This window comes from Azospirillum sp. UENF 112521 (assembly GCF_058780665.1).
In genome coordinates this window covers 227,505-254,356 of sequence record NZ_JBSNCI010000008.1, presented here as the reverse complement: position 1 = coordinate 254,356, position 26,852 = coordinate 227,505, and the positions used below count along the sequence as shown (strand labels likewise).

General features: G+C 69.6%; 19 protein-coding genes. 8 read left to right on the top strand and 11 right to left on the bottom strand.

The window, feature by feature from the left end; all coding sequences use genetic code 11:
• Window positions 1-547: 547 nt before the first annotated feature.
• Entirely contained in the window at window positions 548-5,224 is a 4,677-nt protein-coding gene (locus ACWPN8_RS31375) for an Ig-like domain-containing protein (protein ID WP_492243641.1), read from the top strand.
• Between the two features lie 240 nt (window positions 5,225-5,464).
• On the opposite strand, the gene ACWPN8_RS31370 is transcribed toward ACWPN8_RS31375, so the two are convergent.
• From ACWPN8_RS31370 to ACWPN8_RS31360, 3 genes are all read right to left on the bottom strand, one after another.
• Entirely contained in the window at window positions 5,465-6,703 is a 1,239-nt protein-coding gene (locus ACWPN8_RS31370) for a glycosyltransferase (RefSeq protein WP_492243640.1), read from the bottom strand.
• Window positions 6,704-6,882: 179 nt separating this feature from the next.
• The gene (locus tag ACWPN8_RS31365) at window positions 6,883-8,139 is read right to left on the bottom strand and encodes an arabinose transporter (protein WP_492243639.1); all 1,257 of its coding nucleotides are present in this window, start codon (window positions 8,137-8,139) and stop codon (window positions 6,883-6,885) included.
• Between the two features lie 223 nt (window positions 8,140-8,362).
• Window positions 8,363-9,355 (bottom strand): hypothetical protein, encoded by a 993-nt coding sequence (locus ACWPN8_RS31360; protein ID WP_492243638.1) that lies wholly within the window; start codon window positions 9,353-9,355, stop codon window positions 8,363-8,365.
• 288 nt (window positions 9,356-9,643) lie between these two features.
• Here ACWPN8_RS31360 and ACWPN8_RS31355 point away from each other — a divergent pair, with 288 nt between their 5' ends.
• Entirely contained in the window at window positions 9,644-11,935 is a 2,292-nt protein-coding gene (locus tag ACWPN8_RS31355; RefSeq protein WP_492243637.1) for a type I secretion system permease/ATPase, read from the top strand.
• Between the two features lie 16 nt (window positions 11,936-11,951).
• Window positions 11,952-13,466: an HlyD family type I secretion periplasmic adaptor subunit gene (locus ACWPN8_RS31350; protein WP_109095277.1), complete on the top strand. Its 1,515-nt coding sequence runs from the start codon at window positions 11,952-11,954 to the stop codon at window positions 13,464-13,466.
• Window positions 13,467-13,534: 68 nt separating this feature from the next.
• On the opposite strand, the gene ACWPN8_RS31345 is transcribed toward ACWPN8_RS31350, so the two are convergent.
• The 3 genes from ACWPN8_RS31345 to ACWPN8_RS31335 all read right to left on the bottom strand — a co-directional run bounded on the left by ACWPN8_RS31345 (window position 13,535) and on the right by ACWPN8_RS31335 (window position 15,834).
• Window positions 13,535-14,974 (bottom strand): carbohydrate-binding domain-containing protein, encoded by a 1,440-nt coding sequence (locus ACWPN8_RS31345; RefSeq protein ID WP_492243636.1) that lies wholly within the window; start codon window positions 14,972-14,974, stop codon window positions 13,535-13,537.
• A gap of 145 nt (window positions 14,975-15,119) precedes the next feature.
• Window positions 15,120-15,488 carry a helix-turn-helix domain-containing protein gene (locus ACWPN8_RS31340; RefSeq protein ID WP_109095206.1) on the bottom strand — a complete coding sequence of 123 codons (369 nt, stop codon included), beginning with the start codon at window positions 15,486-15,488 and terminating at the stop codon, window positions 15,120-15,122.
• Window positions 15,481-15,834, bottom strand: coding sequence for a type II toxin-antitoxin system RelE family toxin (locus ACWPN8_RS31335; RefSeq protein ID WP_492243635.1), 354 nt, complete (start codon window positions 15,832-15,834; stop codon window positions 15,481-15,483). The genes ACWPN8_RS31340 and ACWPN8_RS31335 overlap by 8 nt, the downstream gene beginning before the upstream one ends.
• A gap of 29 nt (window positions 15,835-15,863) precedes the next feature.
• Between ACWPN8_RS31335 and ACWPN8_RS31330 the strand changes: the two genes are divergently transcribed.
• The gene (locus ACWPN8_RS31330) at window positions 15,864-16,916 is read left to right on the top strand and encodes a M23 family metallopeptidase (RefSeq protein ID WP_492243634.1); all 1,053 of its coding nucleotides are present in this window, start codon (window positions 15,864-15,866) and stop codon (window positions 16,914-16,916) included.
• Window positions 16,917-17,410: 494 nt separating this feature from the next.
• Here the strand turns inward: ACWPN8_RS31330 and ACWPN8_RS31325 are convergent, their stop codons facing one another.
• Complete coding sequence (locus ACWPN8_RS31325) at window positions 17,411-17,668, bottom strand: hypothetical protein (protein ID WP_492243633.1); 258 nt, start codon at window positions 17,666-17,668, stop codon at window positions 17,411-17,413.
• 161 nt (window positions 17,669-17,829) lie between these two features.
• Between ACWPN8_RS31325 and ACWPN8_RS31320 the strand changes: the two genes are divergently transcribed.
• The 4 genes from ACWPN8_RS31320 (at window position 17,830) to ACWPN8_RS31305 (ending at window position 23,692) form a co-directional block, all read left to right on the top strand.
• Window positions 17,830-19,713: a right-handed parallel beta-helix repeat-containing protein gene (locus tag ACWPN8_RS31320; RefSeq protein ID WP_492243632.1), complete on the top strand. Its 1,884-nt coding sequence runs from the start codon at window positions 17,830-17,832 to the stop codon at window positions 19,711-19,713.
• Between the two features lie 164 nt (window positions 19,714-19,877).
• Window positions 19,878-20,816 carry a hypothetical protein gene (locus ACWPN8_RS31315; protein WP_492243631.1) on the top strand — a complete coding sequence of 313 codons (939 nt, stop codon included), beginning with the start codon at window positions 19,878-19,880 and terminating at the stop codon, window positions 20,814-20,816.
• A 300-nt stretch (window positions 20,817-21,116) separates the two neighbouring features.
• On the top strand, window positions 21,117-22,151 hold the full coding sequence (locus ACWPN8_RS31310; protein ID WP_492243630.1) for a lysylphosphatidylglycerol synthase transmembrane domain-containing protein: 1,035 nt from the start codon (window positions 21,117-21,119) through the stop codon (window positions 22,149-22,151).
• On the top strand, window positions 22,148-23,692 hold the full coding sequence (locus tag ACWPN8_RS31305) for a glycosyltransferase (protein WP_492243629.1): 1,545 nt from the start codon (window positions 22,148-22,150) through the stop codon (window positions 23,690-23,692). The genes ACWPN8_RS31310 and ACWPN8_RS31305 overlap by 4 nt, the downstream gene beginning before the upstream one ends.
• A 4-nt stretch (window positions 23,693-23,696) precedes the next feature.
• Here the strand turns inward: ACWPN8_RS31305 and ACWPN8_RS31300 are convergent, their stop codons facing one another.
• The 4 genes from ACWPN8_RS31300 to ACWPN8_RS31285 form a co-directional block, all read right to left on the bottom strand.
• Complete coding sequence (locus ACWPN8_RS31300; protein WP_109095201.1) at window positions 23,697-23,930, bottom strand: hypothetical protein; 234 nt, start codon at window positions 23,928-23,930, stop codon at window positions 23,697-23,699.
• A gap of 57 nt (window positions 23,931-23,987) precedes the next feature.
• Entirely contained in the window at window positions 23,988-24,212 is a 225-nt protein-coding gene (locus ACWPN8_RS31295; protein WP_492243628.1) for a hypothetical protein, read from the bottom strand.
• A 277-nt stretch (window positions 24,213-24,489) separates the two neighbouring features.
• Window positions 24,490-26,418, bottom strand: a complete 1,929-nt coding sequence (locus ACWPN8_RS31290) for a PhoX family protein (RefSeq protein WP_109095199.1) — start codon at window positions 26,416-26,418, stop codon at window positions 24,490-24,492.
• A gap of 136 nt (window positions 26,419-26,554) precedes the next feature.
• The gene (locus ACWPN8_RS31285; protein ID WP_109095198.1) at window positions 26,555-26,848 is read right to left on the bottom strand and encodes a hypothetical protein; all 294 of its coding nucleotides are present in this window, start codon (window positions 26,846-26,848) and stop codon (window positions 26,555-26,557) included.
• Between the last annotated feature and the right edge of the window lie 4 nt (window positions 26,849-26,852).

Below are 26,852 nucleotides of genomic sequence, written 5' to 3'. Positions count from 1 at the left end.
GCCCACCATACCGGTATCCTGGCGGAAGCCAACGATCCGGGTTGCGGATCGGAGGCCAGGGCCGGCGATGTGATGTGGGGGAAAGTCGCCTGCGCAACCCCCGATGGGGTTGAGGCTGAACATTGCGCCGCTGAACTTGGAGCCTTGTCGCGGACCCCTCTTTATTTCGGTTCCTCTTGTCGCGGTCCGCCTTGCGGCGGTTCCGGGCCAGGCCTTCGGCCGGAGCCGCCCTACCACTTTTTCGTGTGGGAAAAAAGGTTCCCTATCAGAAGGCGGATTTTTTGGAATATCTCTGGGTGGTATGGAGAAAAGACGAAATACCCGACTGCGTATGAGGCTGCCTTCTTTTTATTTAACTGCAAGTCTCCCCCATTCTTGCCGGAGATACTCCGCTTTATTGAGTTGTTAGTGGCGTCTTCCTCCTCACATTTGGGTGAATACGGCCGATTGGCCTCAATAATCATCACCGGAGTGCGGTGTGGACCGACGGCCGATGGACTGCCCTGTCCCAGCTCCTCTGCCCTGCCGCCATCAAGGAGGATCATCCGTGCGCGACGTACTGATTGCGGACGCCAGCCTCGACGATCTCGATCTGCTGCTCGACCGTTGCCGGCCCGATGTCCGGATCGTCCGGGTCGCGGCCGATGAGGATGGCGGGGCGGCTCTCGCCGCCGCACTCGCCGACCGTCCCGCCGCCATCCATCTGCTGGCCCATGGCGAGCCGGGCGCGGTCCGGCTGGGTGCAGGCCGGCTCGACATCGCGGCGCTGTCCGGCCGTGAGGCGGATGGACGGTCCTGGCCGCAGGCCCCGGACACCGAGATCCTGATCCATGCCTGCGACACCGGCGCCGACGGCGGCCGGTTCGCCCAGGCGCTCGCCCAGGCGACCGGCGCCCGCGTCGCCGCCGCCAGCCATCCGGTCGGCCATCCGTCGCTCGGCGCCTCCTGGGACCTCGACGTGACCACCGGGCCCATCGCCGCGGCCCTGCCCGTCTCCGACACCGGCGCCTGGGTCCAGCGGCTGGCCTACACCGGCACGCCGAGCGACGGCGACGACACGCTGATCGGCGACGACACCGGCAACACCATCAATGGCGGGGCCGGCAACGACAGCATCGTCGGCGGCACCGGCAACGACAGCCTGATCGGCGGGGCGGGCGACGACACGCTGGTCGGCGGCGGCAACAGCGGCCAGTCGGCCGGCGACACGCTGAACGGCGGGCTGGGCGCCGACCATTATGTCGGCGGCAACGGCTTCACCATCGTCACCTACGAGAACGCCACCACCGGCATCACGCTGGACCTGACCAACGGTGCCAACAACACCGGCGAGGCCGCCGGCGACACCTTCGTCGACATCCAGCGCTGGGTCGGGTCGGAGCATGACGACAGCCTGACCGCCGGCGACACCGCCGTGTGGTTCTGGGGCCATGGCGGCAACGACCTGGAGCATGGCGGGGCCGGCAACGACACGCTGGAGGCCGGCGACGGCAACGACACCGTGTTCGGCGGCGGCGGCAACGACCTGATCTATGGCCGCGCCGACAATGACGAGCTGCACGGCGACGCCGGCGACGACACGGTGGCCGGCGGCGGCGGTGCCGACCTGATCTATGGCGGGGCCGGCAACGACCTGCTGAAGGGCGACTGGGAACGCGACACCATCCATGGCGGCGACGGCGACGACACCATCCTCGCCGGCATCGTCAGCGCCGGCAGCTATGGCCAACTCCAGGCCGATCAGATCTTCGGCGAGGCCGGCAACGACCGCTACATCGTGGTCAGCCAGTACGATGCCGGCACCGTCAGCTTCGACGGCGGCGAAGGCACCGACACGCTGGAGATCCACTCCGACGACCTGAGCAGCTACAACGGCTACGACCTGGAATATTACACCGCCGTCGCCTCCCCCGCGATCGACCTGACGGGGATGACGCTGACCGGGGTGGAGCGGCTGGAGCTGACCGGCAGCAAGGCGCATGACGTCACCCTGACCGGCGCGCAGGCGGCCGGCTTCGAGGTCATCGCCGGCAGTGCCGCGTCCGACACCCTGCGCATCGCCGGCAGCGCCGACCTGTCCGGGGTGGCGATGTCGGGCATCGAGGCCATCGAGGTGACCGGCAGCAACGCCACCCTGACGCTCGCCGCTTCGCAGCTGGCCGGGCTGGCCCTGACCAGCACGGGCACCGGCACCGGCAACGCGCTCGCCGTGACGGCGTCCGGGACCGGGGCCTCGGTGGATCTGTCCGGCGCCACCGGCTTCGACCGGGTCGCCCTGACCGGTACCGCCGGGGCCGACGACCTGACCGTCGGGGCCGGGGCGACCGTCACCGGCAATGGCGGCAACGACGTCATCCGCATCGCCGCCGGGACCACCGGTTCCGTCACCATCGCCGATGCCGCCGTCGGCGACCGGCTGGTGATGACGGGCGCCGATCTGACCGCCATGCAGGTCGAGACGGGCGCCACCTCCACCACCCTGCGGGTCGGCACCGATCTGGCAGTGACGCTGACCGGCAGCTTCGCCGCCAGCCAGTTCCAGGTCGGCACTGGCGGCAGCGTCACCATCGTCCAGGCCAACAACGCCCCGGTGGCGGAGGCCGGCAAGACGGTGTTGGCGCAGGCCGGCGCCCCGGTCGCTCTCGGCATCGCCGCGCCGACCGACGCCGACGGCGACGCCCTGACCGTGACGGTCACCGGCCTGCCGGCCGGCGGCGCCATCCAGCTGGCCGATGGCACGGCCGTCACCGCCAACCAGAGCCTGACGCTCGCCCAGCTGTCGTCCCTGACCTTCACCGCCGCCGCCGGCACGGCCGGCGACGCCGGCTCCTTCGCCTACACCGTCACCGACGGCCATGGCGGCACCGCCGGCCAAACCGTCGCGCTGACGGTGAACGCCGCTCCGGTGGCGGAGGCCGACAAGACGGTGACGGCGCAGGCCGGCTCCCCGGTCGCTCTGGGCATCGCCGCCCCGACCGACGCCAACAACGACGCCCTGACCGTGACGGTGACCGGCCTGCCGGCCGGCGGCACGCTGGCGCTCGCCGACGGCACGGCGGTGACGGCGAACCAGAGCCTGACCGCAGCCCAGCTCGCAGGATTGACCTTCACCGCGGCGGCCGGCACGGTCGGCGACGCCGGCTCCTTCGCCTACAGCGTCGCCGACGGCCATGGCGGCACGGCGGCCCAGACCGTGGCGTTGACGGTGAACGCCGCTCCGGTGGCGGAGGCCGACAAGACGGTGACGGCGCAGGCCGGCTCCCCGGTCGGGCTCGGCATCGCCGCCCCGACCGACGCCAACAACGACGCCCTGACCGTGACGGTGACCGGCCTGCCGGCCGGCGGCACGCTGGCGCTCGCCGACGGCACGGCGGTGACGGCGAACCAGAGCCTGACCGCAGCCCAGCTCGCAGGATTGACCTTCACCGCGGCGGCCGGCACGGTCGGTGACGCCGGCTCCTTCGCCTACAGCGTCGCCGATGGCCATGGCGGCACGGCGGCCCAGACCGTCGCCCTGACGGTGAACGCCGCCCCGGTGGCGGAGGCCGACAAGACGATGACGGCCCAGGCCGGCGGCACGGTCGGGCTTGGCATCGCCGCTCCGACCGACGCCAACAACGACGCCCTGACCGTGACGGTGACCGGCCTGCCGGCCGGCGGCACCGTCCGGCTGGCCGACGGCACGGCGGTGACGGCGAACCAGAGCCTGACCATCGCCCAGCTCGCGGCCCTGACCTTCACCGCGGCGGCCGGGACGGTCGGCGACGCCGGCTCCTTCGCCTACAGCGTCGCCGACGGCCATGGCGGCACGGCGGCCCAGAGCGTCGCCCTGACGGTGGAGGCCGCGCCGGTCGTCTCGCCGCCCCCGCCTCCTCCTCCCCCGCCGCCGCCCGTCACCTCCTCGCCGGATCCCGTCGTGGATCCCGTTGTGGAGCCGGCCGTCAACCATGCTCCGACGGTGCAGGCCGACAAGACGGTGAGTGCCCAGGACCGGACGGCGGTGTCGCTCGGCATCGCGGCCCCCGCCGACATCGACGGCGACGCGCTGACGGTGACGGTGGCCGGCCTGCCCGGTGGCGGCATCGTGCGGATGGCCGACGGCAGCACCGTGACGGCGAACCAGACCCTGACGGCGGCCGACCTGCCGGGGCTGACCTTCCTGGCCGCCGCCGGTGCTGCCGGCGATGCCGGGTCCTTCTCCTACATCGTCGCCGACGGCCATGGCGGTGTCGCGGCGCAGAGCATCGCCCTGCAGGTGGTGCCGGCGGCCGATCCCGCCTCCACCACCCCGCCGGCCGCCGGCGGCCTGCCGGCCGGCTTCAACGCCCTCGCCTACATCGCCTCCTATCCGGATCTGATCGCCGCCTTCGGCACCAACACCGCCGCCGCGACCCAGCATTACCTCCAGGCCGGGCAGGCGGAGGGGCGGACAGTGAGCTTCAACCCGCTGGCCTACACCGCCTCCTATCCCGAGTTGATCTCGGCCTTCGGCACCAACACGGACGCCGCCGCCCGCCATTACATCGAGCACGGCTATGCCGAGGGCCGGCACCCCAACTTCAGCGGGCTCGCCTACATCGCCTCCTACCCGGACCTGTCGGCGGCCTTCGGCGCCAACGCCGATGCCGGCACCCGGCATTACATCGAGAGCGGCTATGCCGAGGGTCGGAGCACGACCTTCGACGGCTACAATTACCTCGCGGCCAACCGCGACCTGGCGGTCGCCTTCGGCACCAACGCGGATGCCGCCGCCCGCCACTACATCGAGCATGGCCAGGCCGAGGGCCGGCCGGCCCAGGGCTTCGACGCGCTGCGCTACATCGCCAGCAACCCGGACCTGATCCAGGCCTTCGGTCCCGACGTCCAGGCGGCCGAGATCCACTATGTCCAGAGCGGCTATGCCGAGAACCGGTCGCTGACCGCCTTCGACCCGGCGGCCTATCTGGCGAGCAATCCGGAGATCGCCGCGGAGTTCGGCACCAGCGCCGCCGCGGTCGAGCTGGCCTACATCAAGCGCAGCACCTCCACCGCGGCGGAGGCCGTGGCAGCGGCCAACGCAGAGGCGCCCATCGCCGTCACCATGCTGGCGGCCGGGATGACCGGGTCGCAGTCGCTGGGCATCGACGGCGGCTTCCACGATGCCTCGTCGGGCACGGCGTCCGGCCTGCTGGCGGCGGGCGACGGCGGGTTGTCCACCCGGCAGCGGACGGAGCTTCCCGCGTAACCTCCCTCCCGCCTGTCCGCCGGCAGCCCATGGTCGCCGGCGGACAAGGGATGGACCCATCGGGGTGGAACCATGGAGGGCGGCGGCAAGCCGCCCTTCTTTTTTGTGAGCCTTCCGTCTCAGTCGATGCGGGTGCGCGAATGCTTCAGCGCTTCCCGTCCAGGCGGAAAAGAACCGGCATGATCAAGTTTTACATTCATTATTCTATATAATGATTTCATGAATATATGGGGGAGCTCCTTAGCCCCGCCCGTCCGCCAATTCATCGATCCAGGCGAACTGGCGCGGCAGGCAGACGCTGTGCAGATCGTGGTTGGCGCGGATGAAGGCACGGGCCTCGGCGCCCAGCCGGTCGCGCGCCGCCCGGTCCGCCAGCAGATCGGCCACGCTGTCGGCCAGTCCGCGATGGTCGAAGAAGTCCACCAGCCGCCCCGTCCGGTCATGCTCGACGATCTCGCGGATCGGAGCGGTATCGCCGGCGACCACGGCGGCGCCCGCGCTCATCGCCTCCATCAGGCTCCAGCTCAGCACGAAGGGGTAGGAGAGATAGACGTGGACGGAGGAAAGCTGGAGCAGAGGAATGAAGTGGTCGTAGGGGAGGTTGCCCAGGAAGAACACCCGTGCCCAGTCGGCGTCCGGAATGGAGCCGCGCACCTCCTCGATGAAGATGTCCCGCCAGCTTCCAGACGGCGGCGGCACCCCATAGGAGGTGCCGGCCCCGCCGACGATCAGCACATGGGCCCGGGGGCGCTGGGCCAGCAGCCGCGGCAGGGCACGCATGAAGCTGTGATAGCCGCGATAGGGCTCCAGGCTCCGGTTGACGAAGGTCACCACCTCGTCCGCCCGCGTCAGCGTGAGGGTGCCGTTCAGGATGGCCTGGGCATCGGGGTTCGGGGTCACCGTCCCGGTGTCGATGCCGTCATGCACCACGGTGATGCGGTCGCGGAAAATACGGGGAAAGCTGTCCGCCTGCCAGCGGGTGGGAGACAGGCCGGCGTCGGCGGTCTCGAACTGGAGCAGGTTTATGGCGTTTCTCAGGCGCAGGCGGCACGGCTCGCCGACATCCTGCGACGGGAATTCGGGATCGAAGCCGACATCCGCGCCCTCCATTCGGTAATAGAATTCGCAATAGATGCCGAGCCGGGCCTGCGGCCAGACGTCCTTCACGAACAGGCTGTCGCCCCAGCCGGGATGGGCGACGATCACGTCGGGACCATAGCCCTCCGCCTTCATCGTCAGCGCCCGTTGGAACAGGGCCTCGCCATGGATCGTGTTGATTTCGAATTCGGTGGCCCAGGGATGGACGCCAAAGGCCGGCGCCCGTGACGGTGCGTAAGCGGCCACGGTGATCCCGCCCCAGCCGGACGGCACCTCCATCGTCCGGCTCAGGGCATGCACCGTGTGTCCGCGCCGCACCAGGCTCGGGGCCAGAGCCTTGAATTGGCCGGGAAAGCTGGGATGGATGAACAGGATCTTCATGGAGGGCGTCACGGTCCGGCGGAAAAGGCTGCGAAGGGGGCGATCATGCCACGGGGCAGCGGCAAGTCCCCGCCGGAATTTCCCGCATTCGATGTGAAGTGCTGATAAATTCCGCCTCCCACGCTTCTGGATGGATCCGGTTTCGCGCGACCAGACACGGCCTTTTCAAGCCGGCGTTTTCAGGCCGGCGGGGGGCCGGCGGCGACCAGGGTCCGGCGCATATGGAGCGCGGTCAGGAAGCCGACCGCCGCCGCGGCCCCGCCCAGCAGGAAGACGCTGCCGTAGCCGGCCCGGTCGGCGAGCAGCCCGGCCACCGGGCCGGTCAGGCCATAGGCCACGTCCTGGAAGGCGGCGAAGGCGCCGAGCGCCGTCGCCCGCAGATGCGGCTGCACCAGATGCACCACCTCCCGGCCCATGGCGGGAAAGACCAGGGAGCAGCCGAGCCCGGTCAGGAAGGCGCCGACCAGGGCCAGCGTGGGGTCGCCGGCGCTCCAGACCAGCAGCTGGCCGACCGCCTCGACCGCCAGCGATCCCATCGCCACCGGCAGGCCGCCGATGCGGTCCGGCAGATGGCCGAAGGCGAAGCGGACAAGGACGAAGCCGACCCCGAAGGCGGTCAGGCCGAGCCCGGCGAACGGCCAGGATTCATGGACGAAGTGCAGCGAGAAGAAGGCGCCGATGGCGGCGAAGCCGATGCCTTGCAGGCTGACGACGGCGCCGTGCAGCCAGATCCGGCCGAGCACGCTGCGGAAGGGCGGGCGCTTCGCGCCGGGATGCGCCGCGACCCCCGTCATCGGGCGGAGCGCCAGCAGCCCCAGCGCCGGCAGCAGGGCGCCGATCGCCATGGTGCCGGCGAAGCCGATGCCGTCCAGCAGCAAGAGACCCAGCGGCCCGCCCGCTGCGAAGGCGCCATAGAGCGCCGCCCCGACCAGGGCCAGCACCTTGCCCGAGCGCTGTGGCCCGACGATGCCGATCCCCCAGGCGATCACGCCGACGCCGACGAGGCTCTCGCCCAGCCCGATCAGCAGGCGCCCGGCCACCAGCACGGCGAACGCCGTCCAGGGGCCGGCCCAAGGCAGGTGCGGCAGCATGCCGGCGCCGAGCGAGACCAGCCCGCCGGCGATGTAGAGCGCCAGTCCGCGGGCGACCGCCGGCTTGGCGCCGCCGCCGTCCACGAAATTGCCGGCGAAGCTGCGGGTGAGGATGGTGGCGAGGAAGGCGCTGCCGACGCCCAGCCCAGCCCAGAAATTGCCCAGTCCCAGGGTCTGGGTCACGAACAGCGGCGTCACCGGAAGGGAAATGGCGACGCAGAGATAGGAGACGAACAGGATGGCGGCCAGGACGAACAGGCGGGCCTGGGACCGGTCCGGCGATGTGTCGTGCGAGGGATTTTGCGGCTGGCCGCGTGCCGGATCGTATGTCGGCTGGGGACGCATGGTGTGCTCCACACTGGTCCGCGGTCGACGCGCGTTCCGGACAAGCGAACGCACTCCGACCGCTGGGGATCGTTGAGTGCGTTGGTTGACGTTGAACGCTTACGGCCAGTGTGACTGACGACTGACAGACAGCTAACCGATCCGGTCAAGCAGCACAACCCCGAAGGCAATGGGGGTATGGCCGCGGCCAAGCGCCATCGGCACAGCCCGCCCAGCGGGTGTTTCAGCGGCTCTTGCGGTCGGCCTTCGCCGTGGAGGGTAGCATCAGATCGATCACCAGACGGTGGCCTCGGTCCTTGTCGGGGGCCAGGGTGGAGACGGCGAGAAGCCGGACCGCTTCGCCCTTGCCATCCCCCCTGCCATCTCCCCTGCCGTCGCTTCCGCCATCCTCGTCGCTGAACAGCAGGCGGGTGCCGCTGCCGGTGCGCTCCGCCCGGTAGCCCAGCGCCGTCGCCGGCAGGCGGCCCGCCGCCGGGGCCTGCCACTGGGTGCCGGGAAGCGTCAGCTCCAGCCGGCCGTCGGGGCGGCGCACCGGCGTTTCGAAGCGCGGTTCCTGGTCGAAATCCATCACGACGCGCAGCCCGTCGCCGCCGTTGGCGGTGCGGATGCGCTCCACGGTGCGGGGGGCCGCGGTGCTTGCCACGGTCTGGATGCCGGCCGGCCGGGCCGGCGCGTCGGGGACCGGCTTGACGCCGGGGCGCAGGATTTCCACCGCCGGCTCCGTCCGCGGAGCGGGGGCGGCGTCCTGCGGTTCGGGCTTCGCCGCCGGCAGCGGGGCAGCCGGGACGGAGGCGGGAGAGGGGGCAGGAACGGGGGCAGGGGCCGGAGCCACCTGAACGGGAGCAGCCGTTTGCGCCGACGGCGGCGCCTCTGCCGGCTGGCTTGCGGCGGGCTGCGCCTCCGCCGGCTTCCTGACCTGCTCCACGAAGCCGCCGCGGCGGCCTTCCGCGCGGCCCTGCTGGACATAGTGGGCGTAGCCGCTGGAGAGCTGCCCGCTGCGGACGGCGGCGGCGACGTCGGGATTGGCGGCCAGATAGGCGCGTTCCCGCCAGCCGGTCGGCTGCGCCGTGGCGGTGTCCACGTCCGCGGGGCGGCGCCAGCTGGACAGCAGCGACGGCATCGACCCGTACAGGCCCAGCCCCTCCACCGCCAGCGACAGCCAGAAGGGCGTCAGCAGCAGGATCAGAAGGCGCAGGAGCTGGGGAATCGGCGACAAGGCGGCTTTTGTCCGGTGTAGGGAAAACGGCGCCGGTCCCGCTGGCCCGGCTGTCCTGCATGCCTACTCCCAAGCACCGCACCGGGTCTAGAAAAAGCAGCCTGTCGAGGCGGACCATCGGGGAAACCCCGGAAGAGCGCCTGGCCGCCCTTCGGCTCCCTCCCTTCGCACACCGACGATGCGGGGTACCCCATCGTTCGGGTGGCCGCGCGGGGACGCGATCCTCACCTTCGGTTGGCCGCAGCCGTCCGGCGGCACCCCTTAGAGTTTCGGAACCGGGAAGCCTTCATGGAACAGATGCGAGACGGGTCGCCGGCCGATCCGGCGCGGGACCCCTCCTCCCCTCCTCCCCCTGGAGCCCAGGCAGGTCCAAGCCCCGGTCTCAATACCGGCCCCAACCCCGGCTCCAACCCTGGGCCCCGTCTCGATCCCGGCATTGCCGGGCTGGTGTCGGCGCTGCGCATCCTGGGCATTCCGGCCGATTACGACGGCGTGCGCCATGCCTGCGGCGGCGAATCCCCCGACCTGACCGGGCTGGTCCGCCAGGCCCACCGGCTGGGCGCCAAGGCCCGGGTGGTGAAGACCAAATGGGAACGGCTGGAGCGCACGCCGCTGCCGGCGCTGGTCCCCGGCCCGGACGGCGGCTTCCTGGTGCTGGCCAAGGCCGGCGGCGACCGCGTGCTGGTGCATGACGCGGCGACCAACCAGACCCGCATCCTCGACCGCGAGGGGTTCGAGCCGCTGTGGACCGGCCGGCTGATCTGCCTGGGCCGCAAGGGCACGATGGGCATGGGCCAGCCGCGTTTCGACGCCCGCTGGTTCGGCGCGGTCGCCTGGAAATACCGCGGCATCCTGGGCGAGGTTCTGCTCGCCTCCTTCTTCATCCAGCTGTTCGCGCTGGTGACGCCGCTGTTCTTCCAGGTGGTGGTCGACAAGGTGGTGGTGCACCGCAGCCTGGGCACGCTCGACGTGCTGATGGCCGGCATGCTGGCCGTCATCCTGTTCGAGGCGGTGCTGGGCGGCCTGCGCACCTACACCTTCGCCCACACCGCCAACCGGCTGGACGTGGAGCTGGGGGCCAAGCTGTACCAGCGGCTGCTGTCGCTCCCCATGGGCTATTTCGCCTCGCGCCGGGTCGGCGACAGCGTCGCCCGGGTGCGCGAGCTGGAGACGATCCGCAACTTCATGACCAGCTCCACCATCACGCTGGTGCTGGACCTGCTGTTCACCGTGGTCTTCCTGGGCGTCATGCTGGTCTACAGCCCGATGCTGACGGCGATCGTCGCGGCCTCCTTCCCCGTCTATGTCGCCATCAGCCTGGTGGCGACGCCGATCCTGCGCCGCCGGCTGGACGAGAAGTTCGCCCGCGGCGCCGAGAACCACAGCTTCCTGGTCGAGACGGTGTCGAGCATCGAAACGGTCAAGGCCATGGCGGTCGAGCCGCGCATGCAGCGCCGCTGGGAGGACCAGCTCTCGGGCTATGTCCGCGCCGGTTTCCGCGCCGGCAACCTGAACAACGTCGCCAGCCAGTCGGTGCAGTTCGTCTCCAAGATCTCGACCATGCTGGTGCTGTGGCTGGGGGCGAAGCTGGTGATCGAGGGCAGCCTGACGGTGGGCGAGCTGGTGGCCTTCAACATGTTCGCCGGCCGCGTCGTCCAACCGGTGCTGCGCATTGCCCAGCTCTGGCAGGACTTCCAGCAGGTGCGGCTGTCGATGCACCGCATCGGCGACATCCTGAACACCGCACCCGAACCGCTGCAGAGCGCCGGCCGCGCCGCCATGCCGGCGATCAAGGGCGACCTGAGTTTCGACCACGTCACCTTCCGCTACCGCCATGACGGGCCGGAGACGCTGAGCGACGTGTCGCTGCATGTCCCGGCGGGGCAGGTGGTCGGCATCGTCGGCACGTCCGGCTCGGGCAAGAGCACGCTGGCCAAGCTGCTCCAGCGCTTCCATGTGCCGGAGCGCGGGCGGGTGATGGTCGACGGCACCGACCTCTCCACCGCCGACGCGGTGTGGCTGCGCCGGCAGATCGGCGTCGTCCTCCAGGACAATGTCCTGTTCTCGGGCACCATCCGCGAGAACATCGCGCTGACCGATCCGACCATGGACATGGCCCGCGTCGTCGCCGCGGCCAAGCTGGCCGGCGCCCACGACTTCGTCGTCGAGCTGCCCGACGGCTACGACACGGTGGTGGGGGAGCGCGGTGCCAGCCTGTCCGGCGGGCAGCGGCAGCGCATCGCCATCGCCCGCGCGCTCGTCACCAACCCGCGCATCCTGATCTTCGACGAGGCGACCTCGGCGCTCGACCATGAATCGGAACGGATCATCCAGGCCAACATGCGCCGCATCTGCGCCGGCCGCACCGTGCTGATCATCGCCCACCGCCTGTCCACCGTCGCCATCGCCGACCGCATCGTCACGGTGGAGCGCGGCCGCATCGTCGAGGACGGTGCGCCCGACGAGCTTCTGCGCCGCGGCGGGCGTTACGCCACGCTGTTCCGGGGCCAGATGGGGCAGCTGCCGGGTGCGAACCCGCCGCCCGCCGACGGGCTGATCGAACAGCGTGCCGCGGGCTAACGGGGGAATGAACGCCATGAGCAAGACGACCGCCGCGGTGCAGACCACCCCTGCCGGAACAGCCCCTCTTTCCACCCCTCCCGGCATCAAGCCGCCCGCCAACGCGCCGGGCACGCCCGGCGGCCCGCGTCCGCCGACCAAACCCCAGGGCCGGCTGCAGAAGCGCCGCCGCGACGAGATGGATTTCCTGCCCGACGCGCTGGAGATCCTGGAGCGTCCGCCCTCCCCCACCGCGCGCACCTTCACCGCGGTGATCATGCTGGCCTTCACCGCCGCCTGCGCCTGGGCCTGGTTCGGCCATGTCGACGTGGTGGCGGTGGCGCAGGGCCGGGTGGTGCCGAGCGGCCGGACCAAGACCATCCAGCCGATGCAGACCGGCGTCGTCCGCGCCATCGCCGTGGAGGACGGCCAGCTGGTCAAGGCCGGCCAGACCCTGATCGAACTCGACCCGACCGAGGCGGTGGCCGACCGGGGCCGCATCCGCTCCGACCTGTCGGCGGCGCGGGCTGAGGCGGCGCGGCTGCGGGCGGCGCTGGAGGTGGTGAACGGCAACCCAAACGCCGAATTCGCCGCCCCGGCCGGCCTGTCGCCTGAACTGGCGCGGATGCAGGGCCAGCTCCTCGCCAGCCAGATCGCCGAGCAGCGCGCCAAGCTGGCCGCACTCGACCGCGAGCAGGCCCGGCGCGAGGCCGACCGCGCCACCGTGGTGCAGACCATCGCCAAGCTGAACGCCACCCTGCCGCTGATCCGCGAGCGGGCGGAGGCGCTGTACGACCTGTCGAAGCGCGGCACCTCGTCCCGCTTCCAGTATCTCCAGCTCCAGCAGGATCTGGTCGGGCAGGAGCAGGAGCTTCTGGTCCAGAAGATCAAGCTGACGGAGTCCGACGCCTCCATCGCCGCCACCGCCGAGCAGCGCCGCCAGACCGAGGCCGAGTTCCGCCGCCAGCTCTACACCAACCTCGCCGAGGCCGAGCGCAAGGCCGCCTCGCTGGAGCAGGAGCTGGCCAAGGCCGAGCAGCAGGTCGACCTCCTGCGGCTGACGGCACCGGTGGACGGCTATGTCCAGCAGCTGGCCGTGCACACGGTGGGCGGTGTCGTGACCACCGCCCAGCCGGTGATGGTCATCGTGCCGGAGGACAGCCGGCTGGAGGTCGAGGCCTTCATCCCCAACAAGGACATCGGCTTCGTCCAGACCGGACAGGTGGCCGAGGTGAAGGTGGAGGCCTTCTCCTTCACCAAATACGGGCTGATCCCCGGCCGCGTCGCCTCGCTGTCCAGCGACGCCGTGCAACAGCAGCAGCAGGCCGACAAGGGGACGGACAAGAGCACGGCGAAGACGCCGGAAGCGGGATCGGTCTATGCCGCCCGCATCGCGCTGGACCGCGACACGCTGGAGGTGGACGGCAAGCAGACGCGGTTGCAGCCGGGCATGACGGTCAGTGCCGAGATCAAGACCGGCCGCCGCCGCATCGCCGACTATCTGCTCTCCCCCCTGTCGCGCAGCGCCCAGGAGGCCATGCACGAGCGGTGAGATGTGTGCCTTCTCGGGGATCCCCCTCTCCCTCCCGGGGAGAGGGGATACGCTCCGGTCTCGGCTCCTTACACCGCCATGTCGTGCGTGTCGTACCAGGCGTGCAGGCCGTGGCCGGCATACTCGAAGGCCGGGAGCAGTTCCGGCGTCCAGCCGGCGCCGTCGGCTGCCACCGGCGTGGCCGCATCGGCCGACACGGCGTGACCCAGCAGGTCGCCGGCCTGAAGCTCCGCCACCTGCGCCTGCGCGGGGGCCTGCACCCCGAACAGGCTCTTGTCGGCGGCGACCACCAGCGTGCCGTTCCACCACATCCCGCTCTGGCCCTTGACCACGTCGTGCCCGTCGAGCGCGCCCTTGTCGTAGGTCACCGCGGCGTCGGTGGCGGCATAGCCGTGGCCGTTGACGCTGACGCTGTTGACGAACAGGTTGCGGTCCTGGCCGCCGGAGAAGCCGTCATTGTCGTACTGGATCTGCACCGTGTGGGCGCTGTCGGCCGACACGGTGGCGGTGAAGGCGTAGTTCTTGGCCGCAGCACCCACCGTGGCGCTGCCGACCGCATGGCCGTCGACCAGCAGGGTGAAATGGGCATTCACGCCGGCCGCCGCGGTGCCCTTGGCGTTGACCAGGATGGCGGCCGTGGTGGTGGCGGGGGCGCCGGTTCCGGGATCCGGTACCGTCGGCGTCGCCGTCGTGCCATAGAGCTGGCCGATCTTCGCCAGCAGCGCCTGGGTGTTGAGGTCGGTGTAGCCGGTGCCGGCGATCGGCGTGCCGGTCTGCTTCGCCAGCGACAGGAACTCGTCCTGGGTCAGGGCGCTGCCGCGCAGCGCGATGGCCTCCTGCTGGGCGAGCGCCACCGCGGCGGTCACCGAAGGGGCCGAGAAGGAGGAGCCGTTGGCCGTCACCGTCCGCCCGGCCAGATCGGTCAGCCGGATGTCGGTGCCGTCGGCGCAGAGGTCGGTGATGCCCGGATTGCGCTGGGCCCAGCCCGGCATGGTGCCGTCGCCGCCCGACGCGCTGACGCAGATCGTGTTGTGGTCGGCGGCGAAATAGGACACGTCGGTCGCCGTCCCGTTCTGCCCGGCATTGCCGGCGGCGGCCGACACCAGCACCCGCTTGGCGGCGAGGCTCGCCAACTCGTCCGACAGCAGGGTCGTCATCTCCGACGCGGCGGAGCCGCCGGCCAGGGACAGGTTGACGCCGACGACGTTGTAGTCCGACGCATGGGCCACGACCCATTGCAGCGCCTGCTCGATCGCCGCCCCCGACGCGGTTGAGGTGCCGTCCGGGATCACCTTCAGCGCGACGATGTTGAGGTCCGGCGCCTGCGACAGGATGCTGGAGGTCACCAGGGCGCCATGGGTGTCGGCGTTGGGGTTGCGCGCATCGGCGTCGTTGTTGGCGTAGTCGTGCTGATAGACGATGCGCGACGCGGATTCCCAGGTCGGCGACCAGCCGCTGTCGATGACGACGACCGTCTCGCCCCGGCCGGTATAGGTGCTGTTCGCCATGCTGTCGGTCCCGTCCTGCTGCCGTCGTCGATGAAGATGCGGGGCGGAGTATGCGGGCTGACGATGTGGCCTTCGGATGATAAGGACGGGGCGGATTTCGGGCGTGGTGCCCCTTATGCGACGGCGCATAGGGGGCGCATGGAGATCAGGTCAGGTCGTCCAACTCCACGCGTAGCGCTTCGGCGATGCGCTTCAAGGCGTCTACCGAGCCCTTCCGCGTGCCGGCCTCGATCTGCGAGACGTAGGACTGCTTGAGGCCGGCGGCTTCGGCGAGTTGGGTCTGCGTCAGGCCGCGGTGGTCGCGGAACACTTTCACAGGGTGCTCTCCCTCGAGCAGTCGTTCCGCGACCTCGTCGGGAAAAGTTTCCGGTGAGGAATGCCGGTAGGCATCGTAAGCCTGGATCGCGGCGGCTTCGTCGGCGGCCTCCAGCAGGCGTTCATATTCGGCAATCGGCAGCACGGCGAAGGCGGCTTTGCCGTTGCCGTCGCGGATGATCTGCGCCGGGCTAGTCATAGATGCCTCCTCTCGGTCCAACATCGATCACGATCAACACCAGAACCCCATCCTCGATGTCGTAGACGACCCGCCAGTCTCCGACGCGCAGCCGGTAGCCGTCGCGGCCCTTGAGCTTCTTCACGTTTCGGGCTGTCGCTGGGTCCGCCGCCACGTCCTGCACTTTTTGACGGATCAGATCCGCGACGTTGCGCGGTATCCGGCGCAAAGCCTTCAAGGCCGCGGCAGTGTATCTGATCGTGTGCATGGCAGAATTATTGCTTTTTGTAATGTACATTGCAATGGCAAGCCGGCAGAGATTGGCCCATGTCCTCAGCCATCCCACCTGTTGGATGCGATCAAGCAAGAGGGAGCCGTATTGTGCGAGGGGGATGGATGAGGGTGCCGGTCCATTACCGCTGGGGTCTTGCCGCCCTGGCCTTGCTGCCATCGGCGGCCTTCGCCGAGTCTCCCCCCACCGCTCCCGCCGGGGCACCGGCGCTGGAGGTTCCGGTGCGCTGCCGGATCGGGACGGACTGCTTCGTCCAGAATTACGTCGATGCCGATCCGGGGCCGGGGATGCGGGATTTCGCCTGCGGGCGGCTGACCTATGACGGGCACAAGGGGACCGATTTCCGGCTGCCCGATCTGGAGGCGATGCGGCGCGGGGTGGCGGTGGTGGCTGCCGCTCCCGGAACGGTGGCGCGCGTGCGCGACGGGATGGACGACGTCAGCATCCGCCAGAGCGGCGGCGCGCCGGCCGGGCGCGAGGCTGGCAATGCGGTGGTGGTCGACCACGGCAATGGCTGGGAGACCCAGTACAGCCACCTGAAACGCGGCAGCATCGCGGTCAAGCCGGGCGACCGGGTGGAGGCCGGCACGCCGCTGGCCCAGGTCGGGCTGTCCGGCAACACCGAATTCCCCCATGTCGATTTCGGCATCCGCCATGACGGCCGCACCCTCGACCCCTATACCGGCAAGGAGGTCGGGGCCGCGGAGGCGCCGGCCTGCACCGCCGATCAGGGCGCCGCGCCGGTGCCGTCGGGCACGCTGTGGAGCGCCGAGGCGCGCCGGACGCTCGCCTACCGGCCGAGCGCCGTGCTCGGCGCCGGTCTGGCGCCCGAGGCGCCGAAGGCGGAGGTGGCCCGGAACGGCGGTTATGGCGGCAAGCCTGTGCCGGTCGACGCGCCCGTGCTGGGTGTGTGGACGGAGCTGATGGGCGGGCGGCAGGGCGACCGGGTGACGCTGGAGGTGACCGGCCCAGACGGCCGCCGCCTGTTCCGCAAAGAGGGCGCGGTGCCGCGTCCGCTGGCCGTCCTCTTCTTCGGCACCGAAGTGAAGAAACCCGCCCCTGCCCCCTGGGCGACCGGCTCCTACCGGGTGACGGTGACGCTGAGCCATGGCGAAGAAACGGTGCTGCGGGAGGAGCGGAGGGTCGAGCTGCGCTGACCGGGTTGAGTAAAGTCCGGCGCAGACACCGAAAAAGACAAGGCAAGTGACAACTGCGGCGGCGCGGCCATTTGTCACGAAATGAACACCGCGTTTTCGTACGAAAGAGTATCTCCGAAAGGATGAGGCTACCTCCTTATTAAGTGTTTCTGCCGTGAGATTGCCCGGTATCGGCAAGGCAATCCGGCAATGACAGACACTCAGCAGGCTTTCTACGTCGCGACCAACGGCAACGATTCCTGGTCGGGGCGTTTGGCGGCACCCAACGCCGACGGCACCGACGGTCCCTTCGCCACGCTGGAACGCGCGCAGAGCGCGATGCGGGCGACCGGCATCCGCGACACCTATGTGCGCGGCGGCAGCTATGCCATGGCCCGCACGGTGACGCTGACCGCGGCCGACAACGGCGTGCGCATCATGGCCTTTCCGGGCGAGACGCCGGTCTTCAGCGGCGGCGAGCGGGTCGGCGGCTTCACCGCCATCGGCGGCGGGCTCTATGCCGCGGCAACGTCTGCGACCGGCCTCGACCTCTCCATCGGCGGGGTGCGGCAGAAGGTGGCGCAGACCGGCGACTGGAATGCCGGCGATGCCAAGTCCGGCTGGTCGGTGCTGGAGGCGGCGGCCGGCGGCGCCAGCAGGACCAGCCTGCGCATCGGCGCCGGCGACGGGGCGATGGCGGCGGTGCTGGCCGCCGGTGTGCAGCCCGGCACGATGGTCCAGACCTTCGACACAGAGCGGCTGTCCGACAACATCGTCGGCGTCGCCTCCATCGATGCCGGCAGCCGGACCGTCAATTTCACGCAAGCGGCGAAATACGCCCTGCGCAGCGGCGGCACCTACCGCCTGCTGAACGACGACGCCTTCATCCGCGATGCCGGCGAATTCGCCTGGAGCGCCGAGAACCGGCCGGCTGGTGGTGAAGCCGCAGGACCCCGGCGCCCTGCTGAGCCAGGGTGCCGTGGTGGCGCGGCTGGGAACGCTCATCTCGCTGAACGGGGCGAGCGGCGTCACCCTCCAGGGGCTGACCTTCGCCGACACGACGTGGGACGGCTCGGCCCTGACGCTGACCAACGCGTCGGGCAACAGCGTCGCCGGCAACCGCTTCGTCAATGTCGGCACCGCGATGACGCTGACCGGATCGTCGGCCAACGCCATCGAAGCCAACCGGATGGAGCATCTGGGAGCCAGCGGCATCAAGGTCACCTATGGCAGCAACGGCAACCGCATCAGCGCCAACAGCATGGACGGCATCGGCGAAGTGCTGAAGGACGTCGCCGGCATCCAGCTCTACGGCACCAGCGGCACGCTGATCTCCGGCAACGACATCCGCAACAGCACGCGCTACGGCATCTCGATCAAGAACTGGGACGGCGCCACCGTCAACACCGACACGGTGGTGGAATACAACCGCCTCTACAACACGATGACCGAGACCGCCGACGGCGGCGCCATCGAGATGCTGGGCCGGTCCAACGTCGACACCCGCACGGTCATCCGCGGCAACGACATCCGCAACGTCGGCGGGCTTGCGACCGACGGGTCGGGCTGGCTCGACCGCCAGAAGAGCTTCGGCATCTATCTGGACGACATGGCCAACGGCGTCACCGTCCAGGACAATTTCATCCAGAACACCGGCTGGGCCAGCGTCTTCATCCATGGCGGCGATTCCAACACCGTCACCAACAACTTCGCCACCCTGTCCAACCCGCGCGAACGCTTCATCCGGCTGGAATGGGTGCCGAGCGCCGGCACCATCGGGCTGCTCAGCAACAACCGGGTGACCGGCAACGTCATCTCCTCCTCCACCGGGACGGATTACTGGGAGTTCTGGACCCCCGGCTCCTACACCGTCAGCGGCAACCTGCTGCAGGGCATCCGCGGGCTGAACGGCGGCGACACCCTGTCGTCCGGCCTGTTCGCCAACCCGGCGGCCGGCGATTTCCGGCTGGGCAGCGGTGCTGCGGCAGCGCTGGGCATCCATGACCTGGATTGGGGCCGGATGGGCTTCGCTCCACTGACCGTGCCGGGGATTCCCAGCCCCGGCGCCGGTGGAGGATCGGGAAGCGGGACCGCCCCGGCGACCGGCACGGGCAACACCCCCGCCGCCGCGGCCGGGCCGGCCTTCTCGCCGCTGGCCTACATCGCCTCCTATGCCGACCTGTCGGCCGCCTTCGGCGCCAACGCCGCCGCCGGTGCGGCGCATTACGCGGCCAGCGGACGGGCGGAAGGCCGGAGCGTGAGTTTCGACCCGCTCGCCTACATCGCCTCCTACGGCGACCTGTCGGCGATCTTCGGTGCCAACGGCGATGCCGGAGCCGCCCATTACATCGGCAGTGGCCGGGCGGAGGGGCGAGCCGTGAGTTTCGATCCGCTGGCCTACATCGCCTCCTATGGCGACCTGACGGCCGCCCTCGGCACCGACCGGACGGCGGCGGCGATGCATTACATCGGCAGCGGCCGGGCGGAGGGGCGGACGGTCAGCTTCAACCCGCTGTCCTATCTGGCGGCCAATGCCGACCTCGCCGCCGCCTTCGGCACCGACACCACCCGGGCCGACCTGCATTACCTGGGCAGCGGCCGGACGGAGGGGCGGAGCACCGGCTTCGACGCCTCGGCCTATCTGGCGGCCAACGCCGACGTGGCGGCGGCCACCGGCGGCGACCTGACGGCGGCGATGCGGCACTACATCCTGAACGGCCGGTTGGAAGGCCGGGCGCTGAGCCCTGCTCCCGCGCGCGCGGCGGCGGCGGGCCTGTTGCCGGACAGCGCCATGCTGGCCGCCGCCGGAATGGGGTGAGCATGCACGGCATCATCGGTCCGGGGCACCCTTCGACCGAGAGGGGCGTTTACCGCAGATTGCAGGAATTAATTAATTATTAGCCGGTAACGACGTTATCCTTCCACGGATACATCCTTTCGTGGGGGGATAACATGGTTGCCAAGGTTATACAGGAAGGCGCCATGTCGCCGCTCTCGTTGCTGACGAAGCTGAAGTCGGCACCGCCTTCTGCGCCTCCTCCTGCTCCATCCTCCTCTCCCGCATCCTTCAAGACCGCGTCGCCAGCCTCGCCCCAGACCAAGACTGCGGGCGATACGGTGTCGCTGTCGGCACAGGCGATCTCGCAGATGACCGGGGCAGCCGACGCTCCGGGAGGTCCGTCCGCACCGCCGGTCCAGCTGAAGATCGAAGGCGACCTCAGTTTCGCGGATTTCAAGGCGATGAGTGCGCGCATGGAGAAGGTCATGGATTATCACCTGGCGAGAGGAGACTTCATCCGACAAAGCATGCAGTCGCTGCGCAGCCAGTTCGGCTTCGAGGCGGAGGGCGAAAGCACCGGCAACGTCTTGCTGAGTGGCGAGATCGGCAAGGTCGTGGAGCGGCAGGCGGTGTCGAGGGGCATCGCCATGCCGGAAAAATCCCAGGAGGTGAAGGACTGGGAAGCCAAACGTCAATCGGGAGCGTCGGTACCGCCGGAAGGCTGGGACAAATCCTCCCTGATCACGCTGTTCCTGCCAGGATCCCAGGGAACCGACGACAAGCAGGTGGAGATCTGGCTGGACAACCGGGCCTTCGACAAGCTGGGCAAGATGTCGGCCGACGAGGTCAAGGCCGGTCTGGTCGACATGCTGAACGGTCCCGATGCCGCGGCGTCGCAGGCGGCGGTGGACAATGGTGCGTTCGGTGCCGCGATGCGGGCTGACAGCGAGCACCATTCGGAATTCCAGAAGTCCAAGGCTCGGCTCGGCTTCTTCGATCCCGAGCAGGGGACGAGCGCCCAGCCCTGGCTGATGATCCAGTCGAGAAGCGAACCGGGCTATGTCCAGGAGAATGCCGGCAAGCTGGTCGATACGGTCATGTCGATCCTCAAGGAAGGGGCGGCCGGGCGCACGGCAGGCTGATTTCCCTTCCGCCAGCCCCCCTGCCCGCCTCTCCCGCCAGCCCCCTCTCCCGCCTGACCGGGTGACAAGCCGGGCGTGAGCCGTTACAACGGCCCGTTCGGCGCCGCTGTCCCGCGGCACCCGGATTTCCATGCGGGAATGATGGCCCAGGCTCTGCTCGACACCCCCTTCGCCCAATCGGCGAAGCCCGGTTCCGGCCCGGCTCCCGGTCCGGGGCAACCCAGCCCAGGGCAACCCAGCCCAGGGCAACCCAGCTCGGGCCAACCGGGTCCGGAGAAGCCGGCCGGACGGCGGTGGCCGGTGCTGGTCAAGCTGGCGGTGACGGTCGCGGTGCTGGGCGCGCTCGCCGCCGGAGCCGACTGGTCCGGCATCGCCGCGCGCCTGTCGGCCGCCGATCCCCTGCTGTTCGCCGCCGGTTTCGCCGTGAAGGCGCTGACCCTCCCCTTCGCCTCGCAGCGGTGGCGGTCGGTCGGCCGCGCCGCCGGATTCTCGCTGACCCGCTGGACCGCCTTCCGCCTGCAGATGGCCAGCGGATTCCTCGGCCAGATCCTGCCGGGATCGGTTGGGGCCGACCTGCTGCGCGGCTGGTTCACCTGGCGGCTCGGCCATCCCGCAGGCCCGGTGATGCTGGCCCTGCTGGTCGACCGGCTGATGGCCCTGCTGGGCGTCGTGCTGATCGGGCTGGTCGGGCTGCCGCATCTGGCCGCGGTGGCACCGCCTGCCGTCGCCGCCACCGTGCTGGCCGGGGCGCTGGTGCTGGCGGTGGCCATGGGGCTTCTGCTGCTGGCCGGGCGCATCCCGCGCGACCGGCTGCCGATCCCGAAGCGGCTGCGCGACGGGGCGCTGGGGCGGACGGTGTGGACCGCCGTGGCGCAGCTGCGCGCCATGGGCGGCAACCCGGCCGCCTGGGCGGCGCTGGGCCACAGCATCGGTGTCCACCTCGCCACCATCGGCGCCACCATCCTGTTCGCCCGCTCCGTCGGCCTGCCGGTCGGCTGGCTCGACGGGCTGGCCATCGTGCCGGCCGCCATCGTCGCCGCGGCATTGCCCGTCTCGCTCGGCGGCTGGGGCGTGCGCGAGGGCGCGATGGTCGCCGGCTTCGCGCTGCTCGGCTTCAATGCCGACGCGGCCCTTCTGGTCTCGCTGCTGATCGGACTGTCGATTGCCATCCTGTCGCTGCCCGGCGGCGTCTTCTGGCTGCTGCTGCGCAACGAGACTGCCATCCAGCCAGACCACCGGACACCGGCCCAGACACCGTCCCAAACGGCCGACCAAACGTCCCTTCAGACCGCTCCCGGCGGGGCTGAGGCCTTTCCCACGGATTTTTCGCGATGACCGACCAGCCGACCTCGACGCTTTCCCAGCCCGTCACCGTGACGGCTGCCATGCCGGATGCCACGCCCCACGCCGCTGCCGGGACGCGCGGCCTCTCCCCGCGCCAGCAGCGCATCCGTTCGCTGTTCGACGCCATGGCTCCCCTGCGCGACCGCTGGGCCGAGCGCAACCGCGCCTTCCATGACGCCGACCGCGCCTATCTGCGCTTCCTGATTCCGGAAGGGGCGACGGTGCTGGAGATCGGCTGCGGCGTCGGCGACACGCTGGCGGCGCTGAAGCCGGCGCGCGGCGTCGGCATCGACCTCAGCCCGGCGACCATCGCCGAGGCCAAGGCCCGCCATCCGCAGCTGGAGTTGATCGCCGCCGACGCCGAGGATCCGGCGACCATCGACAGCATAGCGGCCATTGGAGGGCCGTTCAGCCACATCCTGCTGTCGGGCACCATCGGCTTCCTGGACGACATCGAGGAGACGCTGCGCCTGCTGCGCCGGGTCGCGACGCCGAAGACCCGCATCATCGTCAGCTACCATTCGCGCGTCTGGGAACCGATTCTGTGGGCGGCGGAGAAGCTCAGGATGCGCATGCCGCAGGGCAAGCAGAACTGGCTGTCGACCAGCGACATCGTCAACCTGCTGGATCTGGCCGGCTGGGAGCCGGTGCGCCGCGAATGGCGCCAGCTGATCCCGAAGCGGCTGCTCGGGCTCGGCACGCTGGTCAACCGCTACATCGCCCCCCTGCCCGGCATCCGCCGGCTGTGCGTGCGCAACTATGTCGTCGCCCGGCCGCAGCCCACCGTCGAGGCGGTGACGGTCGACGGCAAGCCGGCTTCGGTCACCGTGCTGATCCCCTGCCGCAACGAGCGCGGCAACATCGAGAACGCCATCCGCCGGCTGCCCCGCTTCGCTCCCGACGTCGAGGTGATCTATGTCGAGGGCAACAGCCAGGACAACACCTACGAGGAATGCCTGCGCGTCCGCGACGCCTATCCCGACTGGGACATCAAGGTCATGAAGCAGCCCGGCAAGGGCAAGGGCGACGCGGTGCGCGCCGGCTTCAATGTGGCGCGCGGCGACATCCTGATCATCCTCGACGCCGACCTGACGGTGCCGCCGGAGACGATGGGGAAATTCTACCAGGCGATGGTGTCGGGGCGCGGCGAATTCGTGAACGGCACGCGGCTCGTCTACCCGATGGCGCCGGAGGCGATGCGCTTCCTGAACTTCCTGGCCAACCGGGCCTTCGCGCGCATCTTCTCCTTCCTGCTGAACCAGCGCTTCACCGACACGCTGTGCGGCACCAAGGTGCTGTGGCGCAAGGATTACGAGACCATCGTCGCCAACCGCCATTACTTCGGCGACTTCGACCCGTTCGGCGACTTCGACCTGATCTTCGGCGCTGCCAAGCAGAACCTGAAGATCGTCGAGGTGCCGGTGCGCTACGCCGACCGCAGCTATGGCGAAACCCAAATCTCCCGTTTCACCCACGGCTGGCTCTTGGCCCGCATGGTGGTGTTCGCCTGGAAGAAGCTGAAGGCTTTCTGAGCCTTCACACCGGTTCGGCGGCGGCGAGCGGCAGGAAGGCCTGATAGCCGTCGCGCTGTTCGGTCAGGTTCAGCAGCAGGTCGGTCAGGCTGTCGCGGGCGAAAATGTCGGTGGTCGAGGCCAGCCGGCGGCGGACGACGGCGATGAACTCCTCCAGCACGTCCAGGTGCAGGGTGGCGGAGGCGAGAACGTCCTGAGCGATGGGAGCGGCGGTGGGAGCAGCGTTCTGGGCGGTCATGATGGCGGTCTTTCGCGGAAGAGAGGGTGGCGGCGGGAGCGGACCGGAACGGCCGGATCAGGCGGCGAGCGCGGTGATGGCGGGTTCGGCGGCGGCGAGAACCGAGCGGTAGGTCTCGCGCTGCTCGGTCAGGCCGGCGAGCAGGTCGGCCAGGCTGTCGCGGGTGAAATCGCTGGTGCTGCCGTCCAGCTTCGACTGGGTGATCGCGATGAACTCATCGACCACATCCAGGTGCAGGGAAGCAGAAGCGAAGATGCTGGCGGCGCATTCGATCTTGGACATGGTGGCGATCCCTGTATTCGAGGTGGAGGCTCTTGCCCGTTCTGATGAGCTTATTGAGCCATTCCGCCAGTTAACGAGGTGTTAAGATCACCGATTGGTCCTAGGTCGATTGGTGATTACCTCTTCCAAGAAAAACGCAGCTGCGCGATTTGGCGGTAGTGTTACTTCTTTCGATCCGGCCATGAACGATGCAGGCATGAAAAAACGCGGCCGGTTGCCCGGCCGCGTTCTTCCCTGCCCGTCCAGCCCCCGCAGAGACCCTGCCCGGCTGTGTTTCTCAGACCGCCTGCGGCAGCCCGTGGATGTAGCCGACGCCGCCGCTGCGGCGGTTGCGGTAGGCATCGTCGATCAGGCCGGCGACGCTGTCCTTGACCTTGTCGTGCAGGCCCTTCTCCCAGTCGCCGGGGTGCTGGAAGTTGCTCATGATGTAGGAGAAGCCGTTGACGTCGTCGACCGCCTGCAGGCCGGTCGACTCCGCGCCCGCCGGGCAGGACAGCAGGCGGGACAGTTGCTTGGTGTCGACGTTGTAGGCCCACAGGAAGTTGTTGACGTGGGCGCCGCTGTCCTCGCCGATCAGCAGCGTGCGCAGCTTCTCGGAGAATTTCAGGTTGTCGGGGTTGGCGATGCGGTCGGCGTCGGCGGTGTTGCCGATGGCGTCCGGGGTGGCGAGGTCACGGCCGACCAGGGCCGGGACGGCGCTGAAATGCACCGGCACCCACTCGCTGTCGATGGCCGCACCGGCCATGTCGGTCTGGCCGGCCTTCATCGGCAGCTGATAGACGGCGCCGGCGTTGATGGCGTCGACCTTGATGCCGCTCTTGCCGTCGCTCATCGACTTGTACATGTAGGACACCGCCATGTAGGCGGTCTTGTCCTTGGCGTTGACGGTGACGCCCTCCAGCTTGGTGAGCGCCAGCGTGGCGCCGACGGTCGGGGCGTAGCGGTGGGTCTCCAGGAAGGCGGCGGCCTTCTCCATGCCCGGCTTGAACTTGACCCACTGGGTCTTGCCGCTGAAGGGGATGAGGGTGAAGGACGGGTCCTTCGGATCCTCCTTCTTCACCTCGACGATGTCGGCGGCCTTCAGGCTGTCGGCCAGCTTTTCGATCTCGGCGCTGGTGGCATGGCCCAGCTTGACCCACTTCAGGCCGAAGGCGCCGCCCTTGTCGAGATCCTTGCCGGCCTCCTGCTCCATCTTCGCGGCATAGAGGGTGCCGGCGGAGAGGTCCTTGGCCTTGTCGGCGATGAACATGAACAGGCCGCCGTTGGTGGCGTCGTCGCCCATCAGCACGGTGCGTTCGTCCGGCATCACCTGCACCAGCTCGTGCGAGATGCGGCCGAGGCAATAGTGCTTCTTGATGCTGCCGGTGCCGTCCAGGTTCACCGTCACTTCCGGCAGGTGGCCGTAATGGTACGGGTTGGCCTTGGTCTCGTCGCCGAACAGGTTCTTGCTGTAGGCGCGGAACTGGTCGTCGAGCGCGGCCGCGTCCGGCTCGTACTCCTCGCTCGACAGGTGGGTGTTCCAGGGCGACAGGCTGGCGCCGCAGGTGATCCACAGGCCGTGCACGCCGCTGGTGTCGACATTGTGGTACTGCACCAGCTTGAGCGCGCCGGTCTCCTTGTTCTGGTCCAGCGTCAGGACGGCGATCGGCGACGGCAGCTTGCCGTACATCGAGGCGTCCTTGGAATCGCGGGTGGTGTATTCGAACTGGACGACGGCGAACAGCGTGTTGCCGGTGACGCCGGCCACCTTGGCGCCGGGGATCGGGGCCAGCAGGTTGCAGCCGTCCGGGCAGTCGGAGAAGAACTGCGACGGGGTCGCCAGCGAGGCGTCCAGGATCGGCTTGCCGGCGATGTCGACGTAGCCGCCGGCCAGGATGGTGCCGCCCTTGCCGTCCGGAACGTGATCGCCGGTGATGAACAGCGGCTGGTAGCCGAGAGCGAAGCTCTGCTTGGAACCGTCGGCCCAGGTCACCACCATGCTGGATTCGACCGTGGTCTTCGCCTGCGCCGCGGCGGCGGTGGGGGCGGCCATGCCGACGAACTCGACGGCGACCGGCGCACCCTTGGCGGCGGCGGCCTCGGCGCCCGAGGCGAACAGCAGCTCGCCGGCGCCGATGCCGGCGACCGGCAGCAGCGGCAGCCCGGCGAGGGCGCGGAGCACCGAACGGCGCGACGTTTCAGGCAGATGGACGGACAGATCGGTCATGGCGGATGTCTCCCGAACCCTCATCAGGGCAAGCGGCTGGCATGCGGCGCGCCGCCGGGCCATGGGAGCCCGTTCGGCGCAGCCTTGTTCTTGGCGAGCGTCGGGAAGCTACCGCGGGGATGTTACAGTTTGACGGTCAGCGGGCGCTGAGCATGCAGGTGCGGTCCGACGGCATCGGCAGCGCCACCGGCTTGCCGTCCGCCCCGGTGCCGCGCACCACGCGTCCGCCGGCTTTCCCGCCGGCTGCCGGCTGTTCTGCGATCTCCGGGTCGGTGACCTGGCCGGCGACCGTCCATTGCCGGGTCTGCGGGTCCTGGCAGCGCAGCTCGTAGCGGCCCTTCATCGGCTCGGCGGCGGCGGGCGAGGCGGTCGGGAGGGCGGCGGCCAGGAGCAGGGCGGCCATCAGGGGCATATGGGGAGAGCGGATCATCCGG

Bases quoted from the DNA above. Each gene is read 5' to 3' on its own strand.
- ACWPN8_RS31370 (WP_492243640.1), bottom strand. From the start codon at position 6,703: ATGAAGATCCTGTTCATCCATCCCAGCTTTCCCGGCCAATTCAAGGCT.
- ACWPN8_RS31365 (WP_492243639.1), bottom strand. From the start codon at position 8,139: ATGCGTCCCCAGCCGACATACGATCCGGCACGCGGCCAGCCGCAAAAT.
- ACWPN8_RS31355 (WP_492243637.1), top strand. From the start codon at position 9,644: ATGGAACAGATGCGAGACGGGTCGCCGGCCGATCCGGCGCGGGACCCC.
- ACWPN8_RS31350 (WP_109095277.1), top strand. From the start codon at position 11,952: ATGAGCAAGACGACCGCCGCGGTGCAGACCACCCCTGCCGGAACAGCC.
- ACWPN8_RS31345 (WP_492243636.1), bottom strand. From the start codon at position 14,974: ATGGCGAACAGCACCTATACCGGCCGGGGCGAGACGGTCGTCGTCATC.
- ACWPN8_RS31340 (WP_109095206.1), bottom strand. From the start codon at position 15,488: ATGACTAGCCCGGCGCAGATCATCCGCGACGGCAACGGCAAAGCCGCC.
- ACWPN8_RS31330 (WP_492243634.1), top strand. From the start codon at position 15,864: ATGAGGGTGCCGGTCCATTACCGCTGGGGTCTTGCCGCCCTGGCCTTG.
- ACWPN8_RS31325 (WP_492243633.1), bottom strand. From the start codon at position 17,668: ATGTTGTCGGACAGCCGCTCTGTGTCGAAGGTCTGGACCATCGTGCCG.
- ACWPN8_RS31315 (WP_492243631.1), top strand. From the start codon at position 19,878: ATGTCGCCGCTCTCGTTGCTGACGAAGCTGAAGTCGGCACCGCCTTCT.
- ACWPN8_RS31305 (WP_492243629.1), top strand. From the start codon at position 22,148: ATGACCGACCAGCCGACCTCGACGCTTTCCCAGCCCGTCACCGTGACG.
- ACWPN8_RS31300 (WP_109095201.1), bottom strand. From the start codon at position 23,930: ATGACCGCCCAGAACGCTGCTCCCACCGCCGCTCCCATCGCTCAGGAC.
- ACWPN8_RS31295 (WP_492243628.1), bottom strand. From the start codon at position 24,212: ATGTCCAAGATCGAATGCGCCGCCAGCATCTTCGCTTCTGCTTCCCTG.
- ACWPN8_RS31290 (WP_109095199.1), bottom strand. From the start codon at position 26,418: ATGACCGATCTGTCCGTCCATCTGCCTGAAACGTCGCGCCGTTCGGTG.
- ACWPN8_RS31285 (WP_109095198.1), bottom strand. From the start codon at position 26,848: ATGATCCGCTCTCCCCATATGCCCCTGATGGCCGCCCTGCTCCTGGCC.